Origin of the sequence: Arsukibacterium tuosuense, assembly GCF_900215315.1 — a bacterium.
GTDB lineage: Bacteria > Pseudomonadota > Gammaproteobacteria > Enterobacterales > Alteromonadaceae > Alishewanella > Alishewanella tuosuense.
The window spans coordinates 108,304-128,503 of record NZ_OBEB01000009.1 but is presented as its reverse complement, the minus strand read 5'-3'; the positions used below and the strand labels follow the sequence as shown (position 1 = coordinate 128,503).

The 20,200-nt window shown below is 51.5% G+C and carries 17 protein-coding genes; 4 read left to right on the top strand and 13 right to left on the bottom strand.

Going from position 1 to position 20,200, the window contains the following annotated elements:
* Positions 1–43 precede the first annotated feature (43 nt).
* Positions 44–2,266: a TonB-dependent receptor gene (locus tag CRO03_RS16970; RefSeq protein WP_245861711.1), complete on the bottom strand. Its 2,223-nt coding sequence runs from the start codon at positions 2,264–2,266 to the stop codon at positions 44–46.
* 216 nt (positions 2,267–2,482) lie between these two features.
* Here CRO03_RS16970 and CRO03_RS16965 point away from each other — a divergent pair, with 216 nt between their 5' ends.
* Positions 2,483–4,606, top strand: coding sequence for a protein-disulfide reductase DsbD family protein (locus CRO03_RS16965; protein ID WP_097112854.1), 2,124 nt, complete (start codon positions 2,483–2,485; stop codon positions 4,604–4,606).
* A gap of 48 nt (positions 4,607–4,654) precedes the next feature.
* Entirely contained in the window at positions 4,655–5,254 is a 600-nt protein-coding gene (locus tag CRO03_RS16960) for a redoxin domain-containing protein (RefSeq protein ID WP_097112853.1), read from the top strand.
* A gap of 69 nt (positions 5,255–5,323) precedes the next feature.
* On the opposite strand, the gene CRO03_RS16955 is transcribed toward CRO03_RS16960, so the two are convergent.
* From CRO03_RS16955 to mtnK, 7 genes are all read right to left on the bottom strand, one after another.
* On the bottom strand, positions 5,324–6,238 hold the full coding sequence (locus CRO03_RS16955; RefSeq protein WP_097112852.1) for a sialidase family protein: 915 nt from the start codon (positions 6,236–6,238) through the stop codon (positions 5,324–5,326).
* A 59-nt stretch (positions 6,239–6,297) separates the two neighbouring features.
* Positions 6,298–7,533 (bottom strand): ABC transporter permease, encoded by a 1,236-nt coding sequence (locus tag CRO03_RS16950; protein WP_097112851.1) that lies wholly within the window; start codon positions 7,531–7,533, stop codon positions 6,298–6,300.
* Positions 7,534–7,537: 4 nt separating this feature from the next.
* Positions 7,538–8,743: an efflux RND transporter periplasmic adaptor subunit gene (locus CRO03_RS16945; protein WP_170949047.1), complete on the bottom strand. Its 1,206-nt coding sequence runs from the start codon at positions 8,741–8,743 to the stop codon at positions 7,538–7,540.
* Positions 8,733–9,764: an HlyD family secretion protein gene (locus CRO03_RS16940; protein WP_097112850.1), complete on the bottom strand. Its 1,032-nt coding sequence runs from the start codon at positions 9,762–9,764 to the stop codon at positions 8,733–8,735. The genes CRO03_RS16945 and CRO03_RS16940 overlap by 11 nt, the downstream gene beginning before the upstream one ends.
* Complete coding sequence (locus tag CRO03_RS16935) at positions 9,761–10,744, bottom strand: HlyD family secretion protein (protein WP_170949046.1); 984 nt, start codon at positions 10,742–10,744, stop codon at positions 9,761–9,763. Before CRO03_RS16935 ends, CRO03_RS16940 begins: the two co-directional genes overlap by 4 nt.
* Positions 10,720–11,454 carry an ABC transporter ATP-binding protein gene (locus tag CRO03_RS16930; protein WP_212682446.1) on the bottom strand — a complete coding sequence of 245 codons (735 nt, stop codon included), beginning with the start codon at positions 11,452–11,454 and terminating at the stop codon, positions 10,720–10,722. The genes CRO03_RS16935 and CRO03_RS16930 overlap by 25 nt, the downstream gene beginning before the upstream one ends.
* A gap of 105 nt (positions 11,455–11,559) precedes the next feature.
* Positions 11,560–12,762 (bottom strand): S-methyl-5-thioribose kinase, encoded by a 1,203-nt coding sequence (mtnK, locus tag CRO03_RS16925; RefSeq protein ID WP_097112849.1) that lies wholly within the window; start codon positions 12,760–12,762, stop codon positions 11,560–11,562.
* Positions 12,763–12,876: 114 nt separating this feature from the next.
* Here mtnK and mtnA point away from each other — a divergent pair, with 114 nt between their 5' ends.
* Together mtnA and CRO03_RS16915 are read left to right on the top strand one after the other, a co-directional pair.
* Positions 12,877–13,899, top strand: coding sequence for an S-methyl-5-thioribose-1-phosphate isomerase (mtnA, locus tag CRO03_RS16920; protein ID WP_097112848.1), 1,023 nt, complete (start codon positions 12,877–12,879; stop codon positions 13,897–13,899).
* A gap of 112 nt (positions 13,900–14,011) precedes the next feature.
* Entirely contained in the window at positions 14,012–16,378 is a 2,367-nt protein-coding gene (locus CRO03_RS16915; RefSeq protein WP_097112847.1) for a S41 family peptidase, read from the top strand.
* A gap of 133 nt (positions 16,379–16,511) precedes the next feature.
* On the opposite strand, the gene CRO03_RS16910 is transcribed toward CRO03_RS16915, so the two are convergent.
* The 5 genes from CRO03_RS16910 to CRO03_RS16890 form a co-directional block, all read right to left on the bottom strand.
* Positions 16,512–17,036, bottom strand: a complete 525-nt coding sequence (locus tag CRO03_RS16910) for a tetratricopeptide repeat protein (protein ID WP_097112846.1) — start codon at positions 17,034–17,036, stop codon at positions 16,512–16,514.
* 211 nt (positions 17,037–17,247) lie between these two features.
* Positions 17,248–18,135: a LysR substrate-binding domain-containing protein gene (locus CRO03_RS16905; RefSeq protein ID WP_097112845.1), complete on the bottom strand. Its 888-nt coding sequence runs from the start codon at positions 18,133–18,135 to the stop codon at positions 17,248–17,250.
* A gap of 195 nt (positions 18,136–18,330) precedes the next feature.
* Positions 18,331–18,876, bottom strand: coding sequence for a 1,2-dihydroxy-3-keto-5-methylthiopentene dioxygenase (locus tag CRO03_RS16900; RefSeq protein WP_097112844.1), 546 nt, complete (start codon positions 18,874–18,876; stop codon positions 18,331–18,333).
* A complete protein-coding gene (mtnC, locus tag CRO03_RS16895) occupies positions 18,873–19,556 on the bottom strand; it encodes an acireductone synthase (protein WP_097112843.1) in 684 nt (227 codons plus the stop codon). The genes CRO03_RS16900 and mtnC overlap by 4 nt, the downstream gene beginning before the upstream one ends.
* Positions 19,553–20,191: a methylthioribulose 1-phosphate dehydratase gene (locus CRO03_RS16890; RefSeq protein ID WP_097112842.1), complete on the bottom strand. Its 639-nt coding sequence runs from the start codon at positions 20,189–20,191 to the stop codon at positions 19,553–19,555. Before CRO03_RS16890 ends, mtnC begins: the two co-directional genes overlap by 4 nt.
* Positions 20,192–20,200 lie beyond the last annotated feature (9 nt).

The window sequence follows — 20,200 nt, the reverse complement described above, 5'->3', positions numbered from 1 at the left end:
AGGCGGTTTTTGTTACGCTAATGGCTCTTTAACGGCTGCAGCGTTAGTAGAAGTTGATCCGGAAATCGACGCCTAATACCCGTGGTTCATTGACAAAGCCGGTCAGGTTATTGAAGTCGATAGCCCCTTTCAGGTTGTCTTCATCGGTAATGTTGCGGCCAAAGAAGCCCACTTCATAGTTATGCTCGTAATTGATATAAGCCACCCGTAAGCCGGCTTCAAAGTTATTATCAGAGCTGAACTCGGCTGACTCATACAAAAACAGGTTAGTCTCTCCCTGTAACTGGTAATCAGCGTAAACATAAATTTCACCGCTTTCAATCGGGAAATCGTAGCGGCCATTTAAGGTTAAGATGGTTTCCGGTGCCTGTGGGAACGGATTGCCATCAATAAATGCCTGGCCGTCACCGTTCACAGGGTCCAGCACAGTACACATACCGGAACCACAAGGGGCAACAGTCAGGTTGTCGTCTTGTAATTCTGTGTCGTTGTAGCTAAAACCGCCGCCAAGGGTGAAGTAGGGTGTGGCGCGCCAGTCAAAGTCGATTTCAAAACCGTAACCAACACCCTTATTCGCGTTGATCAGCTGGTTGCCCTGGGTTTGACCACCAATTGCCGACAACTGAATGTCATCAATGGTGTAGTAAAACAGCGCGCCGTTTAAGCGCAGGGTGTTATCCAGTAAGTCTGATTTGGCACCCACTTCAAACGAGGTAATGGTTTCAGAGTCGGCAACAGATGGCGGCGCTTCAAATGCTACATCACGGCCCTGAATAGACTGGGCGCGGAAACCTTCGGCAGCCCGGGCAAACAGGCTGGTGGTTGCGGTCAGGCGATAGTTAGCACTTAGCTCCCAGCTGATATTGTCGTCCGATACCCGAATTGGCGCATAGTACTGCTCTTCGGCGGCACCTATTACCAGGGCAAAACCATTGACGTTTTGCTGGCCAACATAGAAGGTTTTTTCATCGTCGGTGTAACGGATGCCGGCAGTGATATCCAGCTTGTCGTCCACTTTGTAAGAACTCTGGCCAAACAGCGCCCAGCTGGTATTGCCATGGAATACTTCAGTGGCGCCAAAAAAGCCGTCAATACTGTTTACTGAGAAGCTTGAATCAAAGTAAAACGCACCGGTCTGCCAGCTCAGGGCATTGTCGGTGTCACTGGCAAGCCTGATTTCCTGCGTAACCTGCTTTAAGCCGCGCAGCTGATCTTCAGTAACCGCCTGAAAGGGCACCACGCCGGGACCAGTCTCGTTGCCGCCGTCAATATCACCAATGCCGCCGCCATCGGCTTTTTCAATGGCTGATATACTGGTTAAGGTCATATCCTGCAGCGCGAAATCCATTTTCAGCGAGCCGCCCCAGGCGTCATAGCTTTGCGGGTTATTACGACCTTCGTTATATGCCACAGTGTCGCGGTCGTAGTTTTCATTCAGCTCATTGCTGCCCGGGGTTAAAATATTGGCCCGGAATAAACTTGAGGTGCCGTCATAATTACGGGTGTGCAAGTTTAACAAGGCGTCGAAATCATTGCCCTCGTATAAAAACTGCAGCCGGCCGGCTTGCTCTTCGTAGCCACCCATTACGTCGCTTTCGCCAGAAAAACTGTTGCTTACCCAGTCGTCACGATGATTCGACATTAACGATACCCGGGCCGACAATTCATCTGTTAAGCCGCCACCAATGGCGCCTTCGACGTTACGCATGCCAAGGCTACCGGCACCAGCCTTAAAATAGCCATCGAAGTCCTGGCGGGGCTTTACACTGTCAAACTTAATAATGCCGGCGGTGGTGTTGCGGCCAAATAGCGTGCCTTGTGGGCCACGGATAACTTCAACAGCTTGCATATCAAACAATGGAAAGCTTTTTAAAATCACGTTTTCCATTACCACTTCGTCCATTACAATGGACACTGGCTGTGAGGCGGCTAAGTCAAAATCGGTATTGCCTAAACCGCGAATATAAAAGCGTGGTGCTGCCCGGCCGTTGGACGTTTCTGCATATAAACCCGGTACTTTCACTGCCAGGGCGGTAATATCATCGCCACTGGAGAAAATAGCGTTAAAGCGTTCCTGGCTGATAGTGGCTACCGAAATAGGCACTTCCTGAATACTCTGAGTACGTTTTTGGGCTGTGACTGTGATCGTTTCCAGCTTGTTTTCTTGTTGTTCGCTATCGCTTTCCTGAGTTTGCGCCGCTGCAGCAAAACTAACAGCGCCAAACAAACCGGCGCAAATCGCCAGATTCAGAGCAGACTTTTTCATGCCTTTCATTAAGTTTAACCTTCATATCATCACTGGGGTGGGTTCAGGCTAGCCGGAGTGACCACGACTAACCACAGAATAAAGCGGTGTTAATATAGCATTTTGTCGTGAATTTTGCTGTATTTGGCGTAATAAAACCGCAATTATCGCAGTTGTTTTGAACATTTTTTTCAACTGAAGTAGCTTAATAGCGTATGCAGACAACGAGGTAAAATAATGTCGCGACTAAGCAGATGGCTGACAATCCGGGTGTTGCTGTTGTTAAGCAGTTTGCTGGCAGGTTTTGCGGTGCAGGCCAGCAGCAGCGGCTGGCAGCAGGCGAAGCATATAAAAGCCGAACTGGTTAGCGAATACCGTACCGTTGCTGCAGGCCAGCAGTTTGCAGTATTGCTGCATTTTGAACCGGACCCAGGCTGGCATACTTACTGGCAAAACCCCGGCGATTCCGGCCTGGCCACTAGTATCAGCTGGCAGTTACCTGCTGGTGTGCAAACAGGAAATATAAGCTGGCCAACGCCTCAGTCTTTTCTGATCCCACCACTGGTTAATTACGGCTATGCCGGTCAAACCTTACTGTTAACTGAGCTGACAGTGCCGGCAGACTATGCTGCAGACAGCCTGACCATTAATGCCGACGTTGACTGGCTGGTGTGTGAAGAAATCTGCATTCCGGCCGATGCCAGCTTCGAATTAACCCTGAACGTTGCCGGGCAATCAGAGCCGGCCGCCAGCCAGCAACCGTTGTTTGCAAAAGCTCGGCAGGCCTTGCCGCTCGCCACCGGCGCAGTGGGTGACTACGCCATCAGTGGCGGGGCATTTTCTGCAGAACTCCATGAGCAATTACCCGAGCCACCGGTTGCGTTCTTTGTCGCCAGCACTGAACTGGTCGACCATGCTGCTGCCCAGCAACTGGTGCCGCAACAAAATGGTTGGCTATTACAACAGGCCATCAATACCTATTTCAGCAGCGCGCCGCAGCAGGTAGAAGTGGTGCTGGTTGATGCCGCAGGGCAGGGCTACAGCGTCAACTTACAATATCGTCAGCAGCCCGCTGAGCAGGGTGGCAGTACTGAAATTCTGCTAACTGGCGGTATCCTTAACAACAGCAATAACAACAGCAATTTGTGGCTTATTTTACTGATGGCCGCCGGCGGTGGCCTTATTCTGAATTTAATGCCCTGTGTGTTCCCTGTGTTGTCATTAAAGGCGCTAAGCATCGCTGGCAACAGTCAGCAGCGGCAACAGCAACGCCATGACGCCCTGTTTTATACCGCCGGAGTAGTACTGAGCTTTCTGGCACTGGCTGGCTTACTTATTGCACTGCGTGCGGCTGGTAATGCTATTGGCTGGGGCTTTCATTTGCAAAGCACGCTGTTGGTAGGCCTGCTGGCATATTTGCTGTTGGCGCTGGGCTTAAGCTTATCCGGGCTGGTGCAGTTTGGTCTGGGCTTAATGAACGCCGGTGGCGATCTGACGGTCAAAAGTGGCGGCAAAGGTTCTTTTTTTACCGGGGTGCTGGCGGTGATCGTGGCAAGTCCCTGTACCGCGCCTTTTATGGGCACGGCGCTCGGTTATGCCGTAACCCAGAGCCCCCAGGTGGCGTTGCTGGTATTTGCTGCGCTGGGCCTGGGGATGGCGTTGCCATTCTTATTACTCGCTTACATACCGGCGCTGGCCCGGTTGCTGCCTAAGCCCGGTGCCTGGATGGAGACTTTAAAACAACTGTTAGCCTGGCCATTGTATCTAAGCGCAGTCTGGCTGGTCTGGGTATTTGGCCGCCAGACCGGTATCGACGCTATGGCATTGTTGTTAGTTGGGATGGTGGCGCTCTCTGCTGCACTATGGCTGTGGGGCCGGGTGCAGCTGGGTGCCGGCTGGTTTAACCGGCTGGCGGCACTGGGGTTAGTGCTGCTGGCTGTTATTACTCTGTGGCAGGTCTCCAGCCAGCAAGCGGCGCTAAGCAGCAACCCACAGCCTGGCCAAAGCACGGCGCAGCACTGGCAAAGCTGGTCAGCGGAAAAGCTCAGCGAGCTGCGCCGGCAAGGTAAACCGGTACTGGTCAATATGACAGCTGACTGGTGTATCACCTGTCTGGTCAATGAGCAGGTGGCCCTGAATACCGAGCGCAGCAAGGCTGCGTTAACAGAATACGATGTCAGTTATTTAAAGGGAGACTGGACCCGGCGCGACAGTGCCATAACCGCTTATCTGCAGCAGTATCAGCGCGATGGCGTGCCGCTATATGTGTTGTACTGGCCGGGGCAGCCGCCACAAGTGCTGCCGCAAATTTTAACGCCTGATACCCTTAGGCAAACGTTTGAATCGTTAAGTCAGCAGTAAGCTGCCAACAATCAAGTTGTAATTAATTACGCAACAGGAGCGATACATATGAAATTAGCAAAACTCGTTGTTTCCGTTGGTGCCATGCTATTTGCAGCCACCCTTGCTGCCGCGCCCCAGGTTGGCCAGCCAGCACCGGATTTTACGGTACAGGATGCCAATGGCCAGCGCCACAGCCTGCAGGATTTTGCCGGCAAAAACGTGGTGCTGGAGTGGACTAACCACGACTGCCCGTTTGTGGTGAAGCATTACAGCGGTAATATGCAGCAACTGCAGCAAGACATGCAGGCCAAAGACGTGGTGTGGCTAAGTGTTATATCTTCTGCGTCGGGCAAGCAGGGCCATATCGATAGTGCCAAAGCGGCAGAACTGACCAGCAGCCGCAATGCCAGTCCCACGGCCATCTTATTTGATGAAAGCGGCGCCATGGGCAAAGCTTATGATGCCAAAACCACGCCGCATATGTATGTCATTGATGAAGAGGGTGTATTGCAGTATATGGGTGGTATCGACAGCATCCCGTCAGCCAAGGTGGACGATATAGCCAAAGCCACCCCGTACTTTGCCAACGCAGCTAAAGCGGTGCTGGCCGGCAATACGCCAGACCCTGCAGTAACCCGGCCGTATGGTTGTAGTGTCAAGTACTGAGGGTGCTGAAGTTTCTGAAAACACCGACAGACACCTGCTCAGCCGGTACAAACTGGCTGAGCAATATTGTTAACCGAGTAAGCTTATTTCAGTAAAATAAATGCTGGTTTTACCCTCGTGCGAGGAGTAGTAGCTGACATACAGCGTATTATCGCGCAGTACCATGCCGGCATAGCTGCAATCGCCGCTTGATGGCAGAGTTTGCCACTCGGTTAATTTGCCAGTTTGGCGGTTAATCCAGCAGAGACTGGTGCGCACTTTTTCGTCATATAACCTGACACAGGCCAGCAGCCTGCCATCGGGGAGTTGCAGCCACTGCGGCCCGCCAATCCGGCAGCCGACATCCTGCCATTGCCAATCGGTGTAGGGTGGTTTGCTTACGCCAAATAAGCCATGTTCAGGATCGCGGCGCAATAAACATAATGCTGTACCGTCGGCCTCGAATAGCAGACCGCTTTCATTGGCATAGCTGCCACTGTATAAATCGGCTAACGGTGCTAACTGCAACGGACTGTCGCCCTGATACAACCGCACCAGTTTATCCGGGCCGACCCGGTAACCCGCAGCATAACACTGGGCTGACTGCTGAGGTTGCTGCTGCCAAGCCATGCGCCACAGCCAGATATTGGGCTCACCAATTGGCGTAGCCGCTGACCAGTTGTAACCATCATCCGACTGCCAGATATAAGACTGATGGCTTTGCTCTGCGCGGTTATGCAGGGCGCCGGCGCCTAATATCAGCAGCTTACCATTGGGATCAATGCTTAGCTTGGCATCGCGTAAATCGGCGTCACTGGCACTAATCAGCGCTATATTGTGCCAACTCTGGCCCAGATCCGCCGAGCGCAGCAGCCGGAAGGCGCCATCTGGCGAGACATGCTCACTGCCTTCGCGAAACACGCACCACAATGCCTGCTTAACCCAGATAAGGTCAGTAAAGGCATTGTGCTCAGCCTGTTGCCAGATACAGCGTGCAGTTAACATCGTCGCTCCTAAGCGGCCTCTGTTTGTTATAACACCCAGATTATAGTCCGCCAGGTAAATTATTCACTTTGCAGGGCGGTTATGGGATCCAGCTCTGACGCTTTAATCGCCGGATATACGCCAAAGGCCACGCCGATTAGGGCACAAATGCTGAACGATAAACCAATGGCCAGCAGCGACCAGCTGACGGCCCAGTCCGAGTAAAAGGCGATAAGCTCTGACAGTAAAATACCGAATACAATGCCCAGTAAACCGCCAAGAATAGCAATAGCAAAGCTCTCGGCGACAAACTGAATTTTAATATCGCGCCGGGTGGCGCCGACAGCCCGCAGCAGGCCAATTTCTTTGGTGCGCTCGAGCACCGTGGCCAGCATAATATTCATAATGCCAATACCACCGACCAATAATGAAATACCGGCGACGCACGACATAACAATATTAAAGATTTGCTGGGTTTGTTTTTGCTGCGCCAGTAACGCTGCCGGCACAATGATATTGTAATCATCAATGTCGTTATGACGTTGTTTTAACAGGTAATCCAGCGCCCTGGCACTTAAGGCATTGTTGGCATCTTCACTTAGCTGCAAGCGGAACGAGGTCAGCTCGGCACTTAATGGTTCGGCTTTAAAGCGGGTTTGTGCGGTGTTCAGTGGCATAAATAACTGGTTTTGTTCGCCCCCGAGTTTAATACCCTGAAATTCGTTACTGCCGGCATAGGGCTCGGCCAGCACACCCACTACTTGCAGCCAGACATGGTTTACTTTTACCGGTTTACCTAAGGCATCGCCGTTGGGGAATAAGCTTTGCGCAACCCGGGCACCTAAAATGGCGACCTGCGCCGCGTAACGGTTTTCCTGCTCAGTGAAATTGCGGCCACTGACAAACTGCAGTTTGCTCAGTTCCATGTAGCTGGGCGAAACGCCAATTGCCACGCCATCACTTTTGCCATCGTGGCTGTATATGCCGTGGGTGTCCAGGGTACGTTCGGCGCTGTATGAGGTAACACCGGGAATAGTGGCCACTGCGGCATCAATGTCGCTCTGGTTCAGCCCCAGTGAGTGCTTGCGCTGCTCCTGCAGGGTTTTCTCATCGAACTTGCGACCTTCAACTATCAGGTTGCGCAGGCCCATGGTTTCAATGGTTTTTAACGCTTCACGCTCGGCACCTTCGCCGATATTCAGCATGGCGATAACCGCGCCCACGCCGAAAATCATCCCCAGCAGCGTTAAAAATGTACGCAGTTTATGCTGAGCCAGTTCGGCCAGGGTATCTTTAATTAAGGGCGTATGTTTCATGGGATCAGCTTTCCGGATTAATAAGAGCAATCTCATCACCGGCATTCAGGCCGGTGCTGATTTCTGCATGGCTCAGGCTTTTGCTGCCGAGGCTGACAGGCTGTTTTACAAAACCACTGCCATTACGTTTATAGACATACAATTGCTGTTGTTCGCTGAAAATGGCTTGCAGCGGTACTTTTAATATTCCGGGCTTTTCATTTACCCATAAGGTCGCAATCGCTTTAATGCCCGGCATAAAATTCGGGTCTTGTTGTTCGGGCGCGACGATAACTTCAATGTATTTGCGCGGGTCGCGCCGCTCCCGCGACTGGGCCACTGCAGCCACTGACACTATACTGCCGCTGAGCACTTTTTCAGGCCAGGCCGCCAGGTGAAAGGTGACCCGCTGGCCGGCTTTCAGCCCGATTGCTTCTTGTTCAATCACCTGTAACTTCAGGTGCTGCAGCGCGAGATCGGGAATGCTGCCAATTTTTGAACCAGGAAACACCATACCGCCCACTTCAGGCTTTTCGCCCCGCCAGTTGCTCTCGAACAATAAAATACCGGCATGCGGTGCTTTAACTTCCAGCCCGGCCAGGCCACTTTCAGCTTGTTGCAGCAAATTCTGCTGCTGGCCGCGTTGCAGTTGTAACAGCTCCAGCTCGCCGCTGCTGCGCTGGCTGAAACTTTGCTCCTGCCAGCCCAGATACTCCTTTTTTTCGCCGAGGTATTCTTTATTCTGCATTGAATCAAGAATTTCCAGCTTGGAGCGAATTTGCACATCATCAATGCTGAAACGGTCAGCAAAATTAAATTCCTGAGCAATCAGGGTTTGATCTAAGCCCAGGGCTTTTTGCTCATTTTGCTGCTCGGCCAGTTTTTGTTGCTCATCGGCCAGCACGCTGCTCAGGCTGGTATTGGCCTGGCGTTGTGACCGTTCTAACTGGGTAGCATCAAACGTAACGACCACATCACCGGGTTCTACCCGGCTGTATTCTCTGGCCAGGCTGGCAATAAAGCGCGGCCCCTGCACATTGCGTGGCGCGCTGATGGTAACCGAGTTAACGGCAAACAATTCGCCTTCGGTATGCACCTTATGCACCAGGGTGTCGGGCGCTACCTTATACACTGGAACCTGCTGCAGTGCGGGCTCAGTACAGCCGGCCAAAGTAAGCAGGCTCAGCGTGCCAGTCGCTGCCAGCAGCGAGCGAAGTAGCTTAATTTGCATGGTCCGCTCCTTGTTTGGTGTTCAGGCTGATATTCAGGCGGGCGGTCATGCCGGGCCGCATCAGTTCGGTATCCAGGTCGGTCAGGCTGACACTGGCATCTACCACCCGGCGCAGGTTGTCATTTGATTTATCCCGCACCGCATTGCCCAGGCTTTGCAGCACACCGTTAAAGCGTCGCTCCGGGTAGGCATCCAGGGTAACCTCTACGGCCAGTCCCGGCTGCAGTTGCTTTAAATCGATTTCATCAATTTCAGCTTTAACATACAAGCTGTCGAGCTGGCTGACTTCAGCCACCGGCTGACCAAACTGGGCGGTATCGCCAACCGAGAATTTCTCCCCGTCAAAACCGATGGTGTACACCATAACGCCGGCGAACGGCGCTTTTACCTGCATGCTGGCGATATTACGCTGTAACTGGCTGACTTCAGACTGCAAGCGGCTGACTTTGGCCACCAGCATCTGCTCTTCCGCCAGCCGCTGCTGCTGATGGCTGGCCAACCTCGCCTGAGCCAGCTGGTATTGGTTGTCGGCAATGGTAAAGTCAATTTGCGCTTTGCGCCGGTCATTGGCAGAGCGCGACTGATCGACAATTTCGGCTTTACGCTGCTCACGGTCGTACTCCATTTTCCGCTCAGCCAGGGTCAGTTTCAGCTCTTCAAAAGTTTGCTCGTCAGTACGTAAGCGGTTGGCCAGCTCCTGCTCGGCGCTGCGCAGTTCTATTGTTTTATTATTCAGCTCGTCCACCAGCCGCTGGCCATCAAACGCCGCCACCACAGCGCCCTCGGTTAACATACTGCTTTCCGGTGCTAACTGTTTGATATTGTACTGCCACATGTTGCTGACAGACGGTGGTGAAGCTTTAAATGAATTGGCGGCAGTCAGTTCACCGGTCGCCCGGACATGGCTGGCGACCACGCTGACAGGGCCGGAAGCCGCTTCCTGCTGACAGGCGCTGAGCAACAGGCTGCTTAAGCCTAAACTAACGCCATATAATAAGGGTTTAATTCTGTTTAAGGTCATTCGGCTGCCACCTCAATTAACATCCCCATGCCCAGCATTGGCCTGGCTACCGGTAAACTGGCCGCACTAAAGGAGGCTTTGTAATATAAGGCGGTGCCCCAGCTCTGACGCTTTTCGCCCTGCTGCGCCAGCTCGCTTAGCGCGACAGTAAAAGGCTGGTCGGGGGCGATATCAAAGCGGGCCTGCAGCGCCCTGGCTTGCTGCAGCCGCGGCAAATCGGTTTCATGCACCCAGGCTTCAATATATAAGTTTTCTTTACGGTTCAGCTCGGCAATTATCCAGCCTGGCTGGGCGGTAACACCGGCATAAATTTTGGTGCCATACCACGGATGGTTGCCATAGCTGATATTGCCATCCTGCAACGCATACACGCTCATCCGGCTTAGCAGGGTTTCGGCATCGGCCAGTTCAGCCTGAGTCTGGTCTATTTGCAGCTGTTGCTTGGTTAAGGCGGCGTCGGCCGTTATTCTGGCAACCGCCAGCTGTTCAGCAGCTTTGCTGGCTTCAGTGCGGGCGCGTTTTTGCTCCAGCTGGTATTGCTCGTAATCGTACTGGCTTAAATTGGCCAGTGGCACACCGGCATCAATGCCGGCTTTTTCCAGCAGTAACTGACGTCGGTTCAGCTCAAATTCGGCTTCCATTACAGCTTGTTTATGTTCACTTTTCAGCTGATTAAGCCGCTCCTGGTGGTTAATCAGGCTGCTTTTCAGTTGTTCTATCTGGGCCTGGGTATTTCCGGCATCAAATACGGCAATTAAGTCGCCGGTTTTAACCGGCTCGCTTTCACTATGTAACCACTGCACCTGCACCCGCCAGCTGTCGGACATCGGGGCGACAATGCTTTGCCGGTCGGCTGACTGCAGGGTGCCGGTCAGTAATAGCGGTAGTTCGCTGTCTGGCCCGGTTGTCGCCAGGGTGGCGGCACTGAAGCTCAGCTGGCTGGCAGCCAGCAACATTACGCTGAACGTGCTTTTGAACATGCACTGTCCTCCATGATCTGGCCATCACGCATCCGGATCACCCGGCCGGCGTAAGCCGCAATTTCGTCTTCGTGGGTTACCATTACTATGGTATTGCCCTGCTGGTGCAAATCGCACAGCAACTGCATAATTTCCTTAGAGGTTTTGCTATCCAGGTTGCCGGTTGGCTCATCAGCAAAAATCACTTTCGGCCGGTTTATCAGCGCCCGGGCAATGGCTACCCGCTGGCGCTGGCCGCCGGACATTTCGTGTGGTTTATGATCTTTACGATGGCCCAGCCCCACCTGATCCAGCAGCGCATTGGCCCGGGCAATAGCTTGCTCGGGGTCGGTATCGGTATAACGCAGCGGTAGCGCCACATTCTGGGCGGCGGTTAAACGGGGTAGCAGATGAAAAGACTGAAAAATAAAGCCGATATGCTGGTTGCGCATTGCCGACAGGCTGACATCGTCCAACTGACCGATAACCTGACCCGCCAACTGATACTGGCCGGCGCTTGGAGTATCGAGACAACCGAGAATATTCATCAGAGTCGATTTGCCTGAACCGGAGCTGCCCATAATGGCCACAAATTCGTTTTCAGCAATGCTCAGGCTGACATCGCGCAGCGCCTGGACCTGACTGTCACCGCTGCCAAAGTTTTTACAGAGGCCGTTTGCTGTAATCATCCGCTTAATCTGTTTGTAGTTAGAATCGCTCCAGTTTGCCATAAGCTAAACTACGCTGATAGCCAGTTTTGGCTAACCAGGTTGATTAATTGTAAGCGGATGTAATAAACGTCAGGCCAGCTTTACTTAGTTGCTAAAAGTGCCGGCTCAGTCAGTTTGTTGATAACGCACTACATTAAGTAACTGGCTGATATTATTTAAGTCATTCCGCTGCATTATCAGCTCCCGCCCCAGTTTTAACGCATTACGCTGACACTGCGCCCGTTTGCCAGCATCGCTGATGCTGTCAAAATCAGCCACATGCGCCAGACCAACAGTGCGGCGGATCAGCTCACAGCCGGCATAGCCTGCGGCATCACTGAATACCTGTCGCAAAAACCGCTGTTGATACAAGCTGTTTTCCAGCGCCGGATCCTGGGTTTCGCGGGCCATCAGTTCCGCAAAAATCTCGCTGAATTGTTGCCATAGCTGCTCGGCTTGTTCCAGTAAAAAGCTTTGCTGCTCGCTGCAATCATCAAAGTCATGCAAGCCGGGGCAGGCCAGGTAGTTCAGCAGTAAATTACCCAGTAAGCTGCCGACATCAAAACCCATCGGCCCGAAAAAGCCGAATTCAGCGTCGATAACTTTGCACGTTTCACTGTCGATAAAAATACTGCCACTGTGCAAATCGCCATGCAGTAACGCCTGTGGCTTGCTGAGAAAATCGGCCTTCAGTGCCGCCACTTCCGCTTTTAAGGCGTCGTCGTGCCACAGGGTTTTGGCTTTTTCCAGTATCGACGGCTCAATATTGTTGCGTTCGTGGTTGCAGTACGGGTCGGTAAAAAATAAATCTTCAGTGATCAGGCACAGTTCCGGGTTTAAAAAGCGCGCGACTTCGGCTTTTTTGTTTTCGCTGCTCATTATAAAGTCGCTGGTATAGAACAGGGTATTCGCCAGATATTTCGCCATTTGTGGCGCCAGATGATTAAACTTTTTACCGGCATTCAGTTCGCTGCGTAAAATTCGGAAGGCTTTTAAATCTTCCATTAATATAGCGCAGGCAACCGGGTCAAAATAGCGTACTTCTACCGTATGCTCGGGGCAGAAGCGGCGGTGCATTTTTAATACTTCAGCTTCAATCCGCGCCCGGTCGGTGGTTAACGGCCAGCTTTCGCCGACGCAGCGGGCATATGGCAGTGCCTGTTTGACAATCAGCGAGGTGCCTTTATCGTTTTCTACCCGGAACACCAGGTTAAGGTTGCCGTCGCCAAACTCTTCGGCAGTTAATTTGCTGTGGTCGCCAAACAGTTCGCTATGCTCATCAGCAAAGGCCATGGCATCGTCGGCATTAAAGGTTTTGTACTCACTCATCTTTATACTCATTCATCAAGGACACCGTTACTTGTAAAGACAAAAGCAGGGCTGCATAATCGCAAACCCGATAGCCGTCTGCAATATCCAGCAAAAGTTAAGCAGGAATAAGTTATGCAAAATTTAACTGCACTCAGCCTGAAAACCGAACAAGGTCAGTTATTTGTGCTGGACCAGACCTTATTGCCCCACCGCCAGCAGTGGCTTAGTTGCAGCACGGTAACGCAAATGGTTAGCATGATTAAAAACCTGCAGCTACGCGGCGCGCCGGCCATTGGCATTGGCGCCTGTCTGCTGCTGGCCGTGCGGGCAGAGCAGGGCGCAAGCTGCGAGCAACTGCGCCAGGACGCTGAAATACTGCGCGCCGCCAGGCCAACTGCAGTAAACCTGATGAACAATATCGACAGCATGCTTAAGGTGCTAAACGGGCCAGATTATGCCACCGCGGCGGTAGCCTGCGCCGAAGCGTTATTTGCTGAAGATGTCGCGTTGTGCCAGCAAATGGCCGCCCATGGTGCAGCACTGGTTCAACCCGACGAGCAACTGCTAACCCATTGCAATACCGGCGGCCTGGCGACAGTCGGGGTAGGTACTGCACTGGGGGTAATTAACCTGGCGCATCAGCAGGGTAAAAATATCCGGCTGTGGGTAGATGAAACCCGGCCTTTGTTGCAAGGTGGCCGCTTAACCGCCTGGGAGTGCGAGCAGCTGGCTATTCCGTATCAACTTATCTGCGACAATATGGCCGCCATGTTAATGGCCCGGGGCCAGGTCGACCGCATTTTCGTCGGCTCTGATCGTATTGCCGCCAATGGTGACTTTGCCAATAAAGTGGGCACTTACTCACTGGCCGTGCTGGCGCAGTATCATCAGGTACCTTTCTATGTGGTCGCCCCACACACCACCGTCGATTTAAACTGCGCCGATGGCAGTGTTATTCCGATAGAACAGCGCGATGGCAATGAGGTACGCGGCGTTAGCGGCGCCTTCGGCCAGACGCTATGGGCCCCGGAAACCGCCCCGGTATTTAACCCGGCGTTCGACGTTACCCCGGCCAGTTTAGTCACCGGCTGGGTATTGGATACCGGTGTTTATAGTCAGGCAGATATTGCCAAGGGTGCATTGCAGTCTAAGTAACGACTGGCGGGGTGCAATCTATTTGCTTTAAATTAGCGTTAAAATTCAATTTGTTGCAAACCTGTAAGTGGGCTGGTATGGTTGTACCTAAATGGTATTTATTGGTTAAATCATGGAAAGCAATAATAAAAATAATATTTTAAAACCTTACTTCTTATTCTTTATGGTTGGGCTATTAGTTTTGGCGCTAATTGACTTGCCGCCTCAACTTGCCGCCGCCAGTCCGGATAAGCAGCATGGCAATTCCGCTGAGAATGTCGCGGACATATCAAAAACTGATTCGCAGCAACTCGAGAATCTCCGGGCATTCGCAAAACTTTACGGTTATGTCAGATATTTTCATCCAAGTGATGAAGCAGCCGCCATCGATTGGGAGCGGTTTGCTGTGTATGGGGTTAGCCAGGTACTTAAAGCGCAAAACCGTGATGAACTGCAGCAACAGCTAACTGAACTGTTTGCGGCTATCGCCCCGACAGTTCAAATTTATCCGCAGGGCAGCAACCCACCAGCGCCAGAAGCAAGTATTCAGCCTGAGGATATTACGGGCTTAGAGTTGGTCGCCTGGCAACATCAAGGCGTGGGATTAGGCAACTCCAACATGCCGTTTTATCAGAGTGCCCGCTTAAATCGCTTAAATGATATTTCACCCGCAGCAACTGTTGCAACGACAGTACAATTTGTAGATGCCACTGCCTATCGGGGTATGGAAATAAAATTAGTCGCTGCTCTCAAGGCTGAAGGTGGTAAGGCCAACAATAATGCGCATTTATTGTTACGGGTTGACCGGCCAAATAACCAGTTTGGCGCCATGAATTATATGGCTGATCGCCCGGTTACCTCAGCGCAGTGGCAGTCTGCTCAGATTAATGGCTATGTCGATAAAGACGCAGAGAAAATTTTAATTGGCGCCATGTTAATGGGGCAGGGAAAAGCATGGTTTGGTAGTTTTCAACTTTATGCCCGTGCAGACTCTGAGGAAGAATGGAAGGTAGTGCCGCTCACTAATCCATTGTTTACTGGAGGGGAAGTTGGTGACCCACCTGCTGGTTGGTATGTTAATGGCAAGGGGTTTCAGTTTAGCACTACGACTGTCGATGCTTTTAAGCAGGGACGTTCGCTATTAATTGCTTCAGGTGGGGTAGAGCAACTTTTTAATGCAAAGCCCGCTGCGGGCGAGCTGGCTGAACGCGCGCTTGGTGCCGGCCTTATTGCCCGGGTGCCTTTGGCTTTATACAGTAAAGATGGCAAAACACTGAAACCTGCAAACACACCTGAACTGAGTCATTTAGAGCAGGCAATGCAGTCAGTTCAGTTAGCTGAACTAACTGCAACTGATTCAAACCTGCGTTTTGCCAGTGTGCTGATAGCCTGGAACATTTTTCAACATTTTTATCCATATTTCGATTTGGTCGATACCGACTGGCAGCAAGCGCTGACTGACGCTTTACGTCAGGCGCAGACTGACAGCAGTGAACATGAATTTTTGACAACTCTACAGCGCATGATGGTAGAGCTTCAAGATGGACATGGCGGTGTGGGCCATGCACTGCAGCAAGGACGTGCCTGGTTTCCGTTCAGTTTTGCCAAAGTGGAAGGCAAGGTAGTCATTAAAGCTATTGTCGAAACCGAGAAAGCGGCAGTTTGTGTGGAGCAGGGCGACATCTTACTAGCACTGGACGGAACTAATATTACCGAAGCTTTTAATGAACAACTAGATCTGATTTCTGGCTCGAGGCAATGGCGGACGCATCAGGCACTGCTGCGGTTAGGTATTGCGAAACATGGTACAGAAGCAATATTGCTGCTGGAGCGGCAAGGCAGACAGTTAACATGTAATGTCCTCAGAAATTACCTGCAGCCTGTACCAGACCAACGTCCGGCCGCAATAGAAAGCCTAGATGATAGTATCTATTACGTTGACCTGACCCGGGCGGCGATGACTGACATCCAACCTAAAATAGACGAATTGGCAAGTGCCGAAGGTGTGATTTTCGACTTAAGGGGTTACCCCAAGGGCGATGTTCACGCCATATTGCAGCACTTATCAACAAAGCCCATGCAATCTGCTTATTTTCGAATACCACAGCACATCTATCCGGATCAAGAGCGGATGGTTGGCTACAACAGCACTGGAAGATGGCAGCTTTCGCCATTACAGCCCCATTTTCAGGGCAAATTTGTTTTCCTGACCGATAGCAGTGCAATCAGTAATACAGAAACTTTGCTGGAGATCGTAAAGCATTACCAACTTGCAGAGATTGTTGGTAAGCCGACAGCGGGAGCGAACGGTAATATTAATCCGTTCTCTTTACCTGGTGGTTATCGGGTTAACTGGACCGGTATGCGAGTGGTACAACAAGATCAGTCAGCGCTTCATCTGGTTGGCATTCAGCCAACCGTGACGGTAGAACAAACGTTGCAAGGCGTGTTGGTCGGTCGTGACGAATATCTTGAACGAGCCATTGAGTTGCTGAAGTAAGATAGATTTTTAATTAATTATTTGAGCGTCTTGTTATTTGAACAAAAAAAGCCCGGTTAAATTAACCGGGCAAAGGACGAGGGTAAAACGGGGTAAAACTTTTTACAGTTAAAACAGTTACACGTAAAACAGCTTATTCTGCGCTGTTGTACGCAATTTGATTGGTTTCAACGCCGTTAATATCGGCCGTTAAGCGCGCCAGGTTGTGCTGGTTAATATCGTTGGTTTTTAACGATACTGCGCGTTTAAAATCTTCCAGTGCTGCAACTCTGTCGTTGGCCAGAACGTGCATTACACCGCGGTTACTGTAAGCCAGGGCGCGCATTTCGCGCTTGGCGTCGGTTGGTAGTGCCGGGCTGCTTTGCGCCAGGCTAACTGCCTTGGAACAAGCCGTTTGCGCCTGGTCAATCTGGCTTAAGCGGCTGTAGGCGACGCACAGGCTCATTTGCAGTGAAAAGCTGTCTACTTCAGCACCACGATAGTTAGTCACTTCGCTGATGCCTTGCTGTAACTGACCTGCCTGAATGGTAGTGACGCCCGGGGTGTCTTCAATTAACACCATTTTGTAACCATTGCTCGCAGCTGAAGCGAGAAATGGACTTGATGCCAGCACACTCAGTGCCACGGCGGTAGCAAATTTTTTGGCTGTGAATTTCATGTCGTATTCTCCCTTGGTTTAAATTTGGGTCACCGGCCTTTCGTAGTGAAAGTTTTTGTGGCGACAGGGATACTTTAGCCAGTAGCAACTGGTCTGACAAACGAGATAAATCACACCGATAGGTTAAGAAAATTCACCTATACTTCGCGCCAAACGCCCAGCAACTGTCATAAAAGGCTGCTATGCCAATGTTGTTGACAGAAGGTAGTTTTCAGCCATTTACTGGCTGAAAACTCTTTAATACCCAATCAATTAACAGCTGAATTTCCGGCCGGTTAGCGTCGTCATCATGGCGCACCAGGTAATAGCGATCGCGGCTTAACAGCTCCTGTTCAAACAGCCGAACCAGGCTGCCGCTGCTAAACCAGCTCTGGCTGATTGGCAATGGGATTAATGCTACCCCCAGGCCTTGCTGAGCGGCGCGGGCTACGCTGAACATGCTGTCGAGCTGAATAATCTGCTTTGGTTTAAAGTTATGGTAGCCGACATGTTCGGCCCACTGGTGCCAGGCGTGAGGCCGGGCCTGATGCAGAATTAGCGGGGTTTTCTCCAGCGCCCGGTAGCTTTTACCATGAATTTGCTCATATAGCTTAGGGTTGCAGGCCGGCACATAGCTTATTGGGAATAAATCATAGGCCTGGCTTTCATCGGGTTGTTTGCCGGATAAAATTATCGATAAGTCAGTATATTTCGGGCTGTCGCGGCGCGATTTTACCGTTTCCAGTTTTAAATTTATATTCGGGTATTGCGCCGACCAGCCAATTAATTTTGGTACAAACAGTTCACTGGCAAAAAATTCCGGCATCGAAATGCTGACTTCCTGCATCCGCTCTACCTGGCTGAACTGGGCGATAGTATCGGCCAGTTGGGCCAGCAGTGGCTGCACTTCCTGATAAAAACGTTTGCCGGTTTCAGTCAGGGCAATAGCGCGGGTTTTGCGCTCAAATAAACTGAGGTTTAAGTTATCTTCCAGCTGTTTAATCTGGTGGCTTACTGCTGACGGTGTTAAATACAGCTGCTTGGCTGTTTCCTTAAAACTTAAACACTCGGCCGCTACGCAAAAACAGCGCAAGCCACGAAGTGGCGTATGAATAGTCATAATCGGTAATACCTGGTGTTCGATAAAGGCTAGTATACAAGCCTTAGATGACAAAGCGGCTGCAAAAGTTAAACCACTTTTAAAACCTTTTTAAAACAATAGCATAAATTTTTCTGGTGGCGGCCGGTAACTTAGTTTGCACCAGAATGGCGCGCCAGCGGCGGCATGAAACAACAACCGCCGCTATGTCGGTCGTTAGTCAGCAAGCAACGGATAGCGGCTGGCAATATCATTGCCGGTAAAGTGGGCGACCCAGCCGTCGGGGTTATTAAATAAGCGAATAGCGGTAAAGTCGGGCTCGCTGCCCATATCAAACCAGTGCGGAGTATTGGCGGGCACGCTGATTAAATCGTTTTGCTGACATAATACCTGATACACCTTAGCGCCGATATGCAGGCAAAACAGGCCCTGGCCGCGCACAAAAAACCGCACTTCATCTTCATTGTGGGTGTGTTCAGCCAGAAATTTCTGCCGCAGTTGCTGTTTTTCCGGGTGGCTTGGGCTAAGGGAAATAACATCAACCGTGATATAGCCATTGGCCTTTTTTAGCCTTTCTATATCATTGCTATACGCTGCCAGAATTTGCTCCGCGCGGCTTTCTGCAGTAACTGGCGCCCTGGCTTGCCACTTTGCAAATTGCACTCCAGCCCCGGCCAGCTGCTGAGTTATTACCGCAACATCACTGCTTTCAAGCAAAGGATGCTTAGGTTCGGCGTCGTTAAATACCGTTAACCGGCTCATTGCATCATCTCCTGTACCTGGTAGAAATCGTTGGCGGTTTTATGCTTACCGGCGCTCTGACCCTCTCGAATAACTTGTACTGTTGCTATGCCTAGCTGGCTGGCCGCATCGAGCTCGGCAGTAACGTCAGATAAAAACAACACCTGACGCGGTGGCATCTGCAGCTGCTGCAAAATGGCGGCATAGGCTGAAACATCGCGCTTGGCGCCAATCCGGGTATCAAAGTAGCCACTGAACAGCGGCGTTAAATCACCGAAGTCACTGTGCTGAAACAACAGTTGCTGCGCCGCGACCGAGCCCGAGCTGTAAACGTACAGTTTTATACCCTGGCCATGCCAGTCGGCAAGTTCGGCGGCGACATCGGGGTATATATGGCCGGTAAAAGCGCCGCTCTGATAACCGTCCGCCCAGACCATCCCTTGCAGGGTTTTCAGCGGGGTAACCTTTTGATCGGCCGCCAGCCATTCCAGCAGCTGAGCGATACAGCGCTCGGCATCGGCTTGTGGTTGCGCCATCAGCTTTCGAACTTCAGCCAGTTCGCAGGCCACTGCCGGTAGCTGCTGATGCTGGCGGATAAAATCAGGTAAATGTTTAGCAGCATAGGGAAACAGCACTTCAGTAACAAAGCTGATGCGGCTGGTGGTGCCTTCGATATCGGTAATAATGGCGCTATAGTTCACGGCAGGCCTGCAATTTTAAAACGTTCCAGCTCGCAGTTTATAAGAAATTCCCAACCTTCTAAATGTCTTTTTGCCTGTTCCAGACTATTACCCCAGACATAAAGGCCATGGCCGCGCACCAGCAAACCATATTGCAGCGGTTGCTTGTGCCAGCGTTGTGCAAGTTCGGTTGCCAGCGCCGGAATGTCCTGGGTGTTATCAAAAATAGCCAGGGGCAGCAGTTGCTCGTGGCTACTGATGCCAGAAATGGCTTTTTGCATTTCATAACCGGCAAACAGGTAGTTATCCTGATTGATTAACCTGGAAAATACCGTGGCCTGCACCGAATGGGTATGCAGCACCGCTTTAGTGGCTGGGTTTAGCTGGTACAGCATGGCATGCAATGCTGTTTCTGCCGAGGGCGTACCGTTACAACTAAGCTGCTGCCCCTGCCAGCTGACTGGTAATAAGTCCTGCGGGCTGAGCTCGCCTTTGTCTTTACCCGAAGCCGTCACCAGCGCACTGTTTTCGCTGGTACGAATGGAAAAGTTACCGCCGGTTGCCGGTACCCACTGACGGCCAGCGATCCAGCGGCCCAGCACGCAAAGCGCGATGGCGTTGGGGTTAAGTTGATGCAGCTGCGCTGTGCTATTCATAAAAGCCCG

Excerpts from the sequence above, each read along its gene's own strand:
- CRO03_RS16970 (WP_245861711.1), bottom strand. The coding sequence starts at position 2,266 with ATGAAAAAGTCTGCTCTGAATCTGGCGATTTGCGCCGGTTTGTTTGGC.
- CRO03_RS16965 (WP_097112854.1), top strand. The coding sequence starts at position 2,483 with ATGTCGCGACTAAGCAGATGGCTGACAATCCGGGTGTTGCTGTTGTTA.
- CRO03_RS16960 (WP_097112853.1), top strand. The coding sequence starts at position 4,655 with ATGAAATTAGCAAAACTCGTTGTTTCCGTTGGTGCCATGCTATTTGCA.
- CRO03_RS16955 (WP_097112852.1), bottom strand. The coding sequence starts at position 6,238 with ATGTTAACTGCACGCTGTATCTGGCAACAGGCTGAGCACAATGCCTTT.
- CRO03_RS16950 (WP_097112851.1), bottom strand. The coding sequence starts at position 7,533 with ATGAAACATACGCCCTTAATTAAAGATACCCTGGCCGAACTGGCTCAG.
- CRO03_RS16945 (WP_170949047.1), bottom strand. The coding sequence starts at position 8,743 with ATGCAAATTAAGCTACTTCGCTCGCTGCTGGCAGCGACTGGCACGCTG.
- CRO03_RS16940 (WP_097112850.1), bottom strand. The coding sequence starts at position 9,764 with ATGACCTTAAACAGAATTAAACCCTTATTATATGGCGTTAGTTTAGGC.
- CRO03_RS16935 (WP_170949046.1), bottom strand. The coding sequence starts at position 10,744 with ATGTTCAAAAGCACGTTCAGCGTAATGTTGCTGGCTGCCAGCCAGCTG.
- CRO03_RS16930 (WP_212682446.1), bottom strand. The coding sequence starts at position 11,454 with ATGGCAAACTGGAGCGATTCTAACTACAAACAGATTAAGCGGATGATT.
- mtnK (WP_097112849.1), bottom strand. The coding sequence starts at position 12,762 with ATGAGTGAGTACAAAACCTTTAATGCCGACGATGCCATGGCCTTTGCT.
- mtnA (WP_097112848.1), top strand. The coding sequence starts at position 12,877 with ATGCAAAATTTAACTGCACTCAGCCTGAAAACCGAACAAGGTCAGTTA.
- CRO03_RS16915 (WP_097112847.1), top strand. The coding sequence starts at position 14,012 with ATGGAAAGCAATAATAAAAATAATATTTTAAAACCTTACTTCTTATTC.
- CRO03_RS16910 (WP_097112846.1), bottom strand. The coding sequence starts at position 17,036 with ATGAAATTCACAGCCAAAAAATTTGCTACCGCCGTGGCACTGAGTGTG.
- CRO03_RS16905 (WP_097112845.1), bottom strand. The coding sequence starts at position 18,135 with ATGACTATTCATACGCCACTTCGTGGCTTGCGCTGTTTTTGCGTAGCG.
- CRO03_RS16900 (WP_097112844.1), bottom strand. The coding sequence starts at position 18,876 with ATGAGCCGGTTAACGGTATTTAACGACGCCGAACCTAAGCATCCTTTG.
- CRO03_RS16890 (WP_097112842.1), bottom strand. The coding sequence starts at position 20,191 with ATGAATAGCACAGCGCAGCTGCATCAACTTAACCCCAACGCCATCGCG.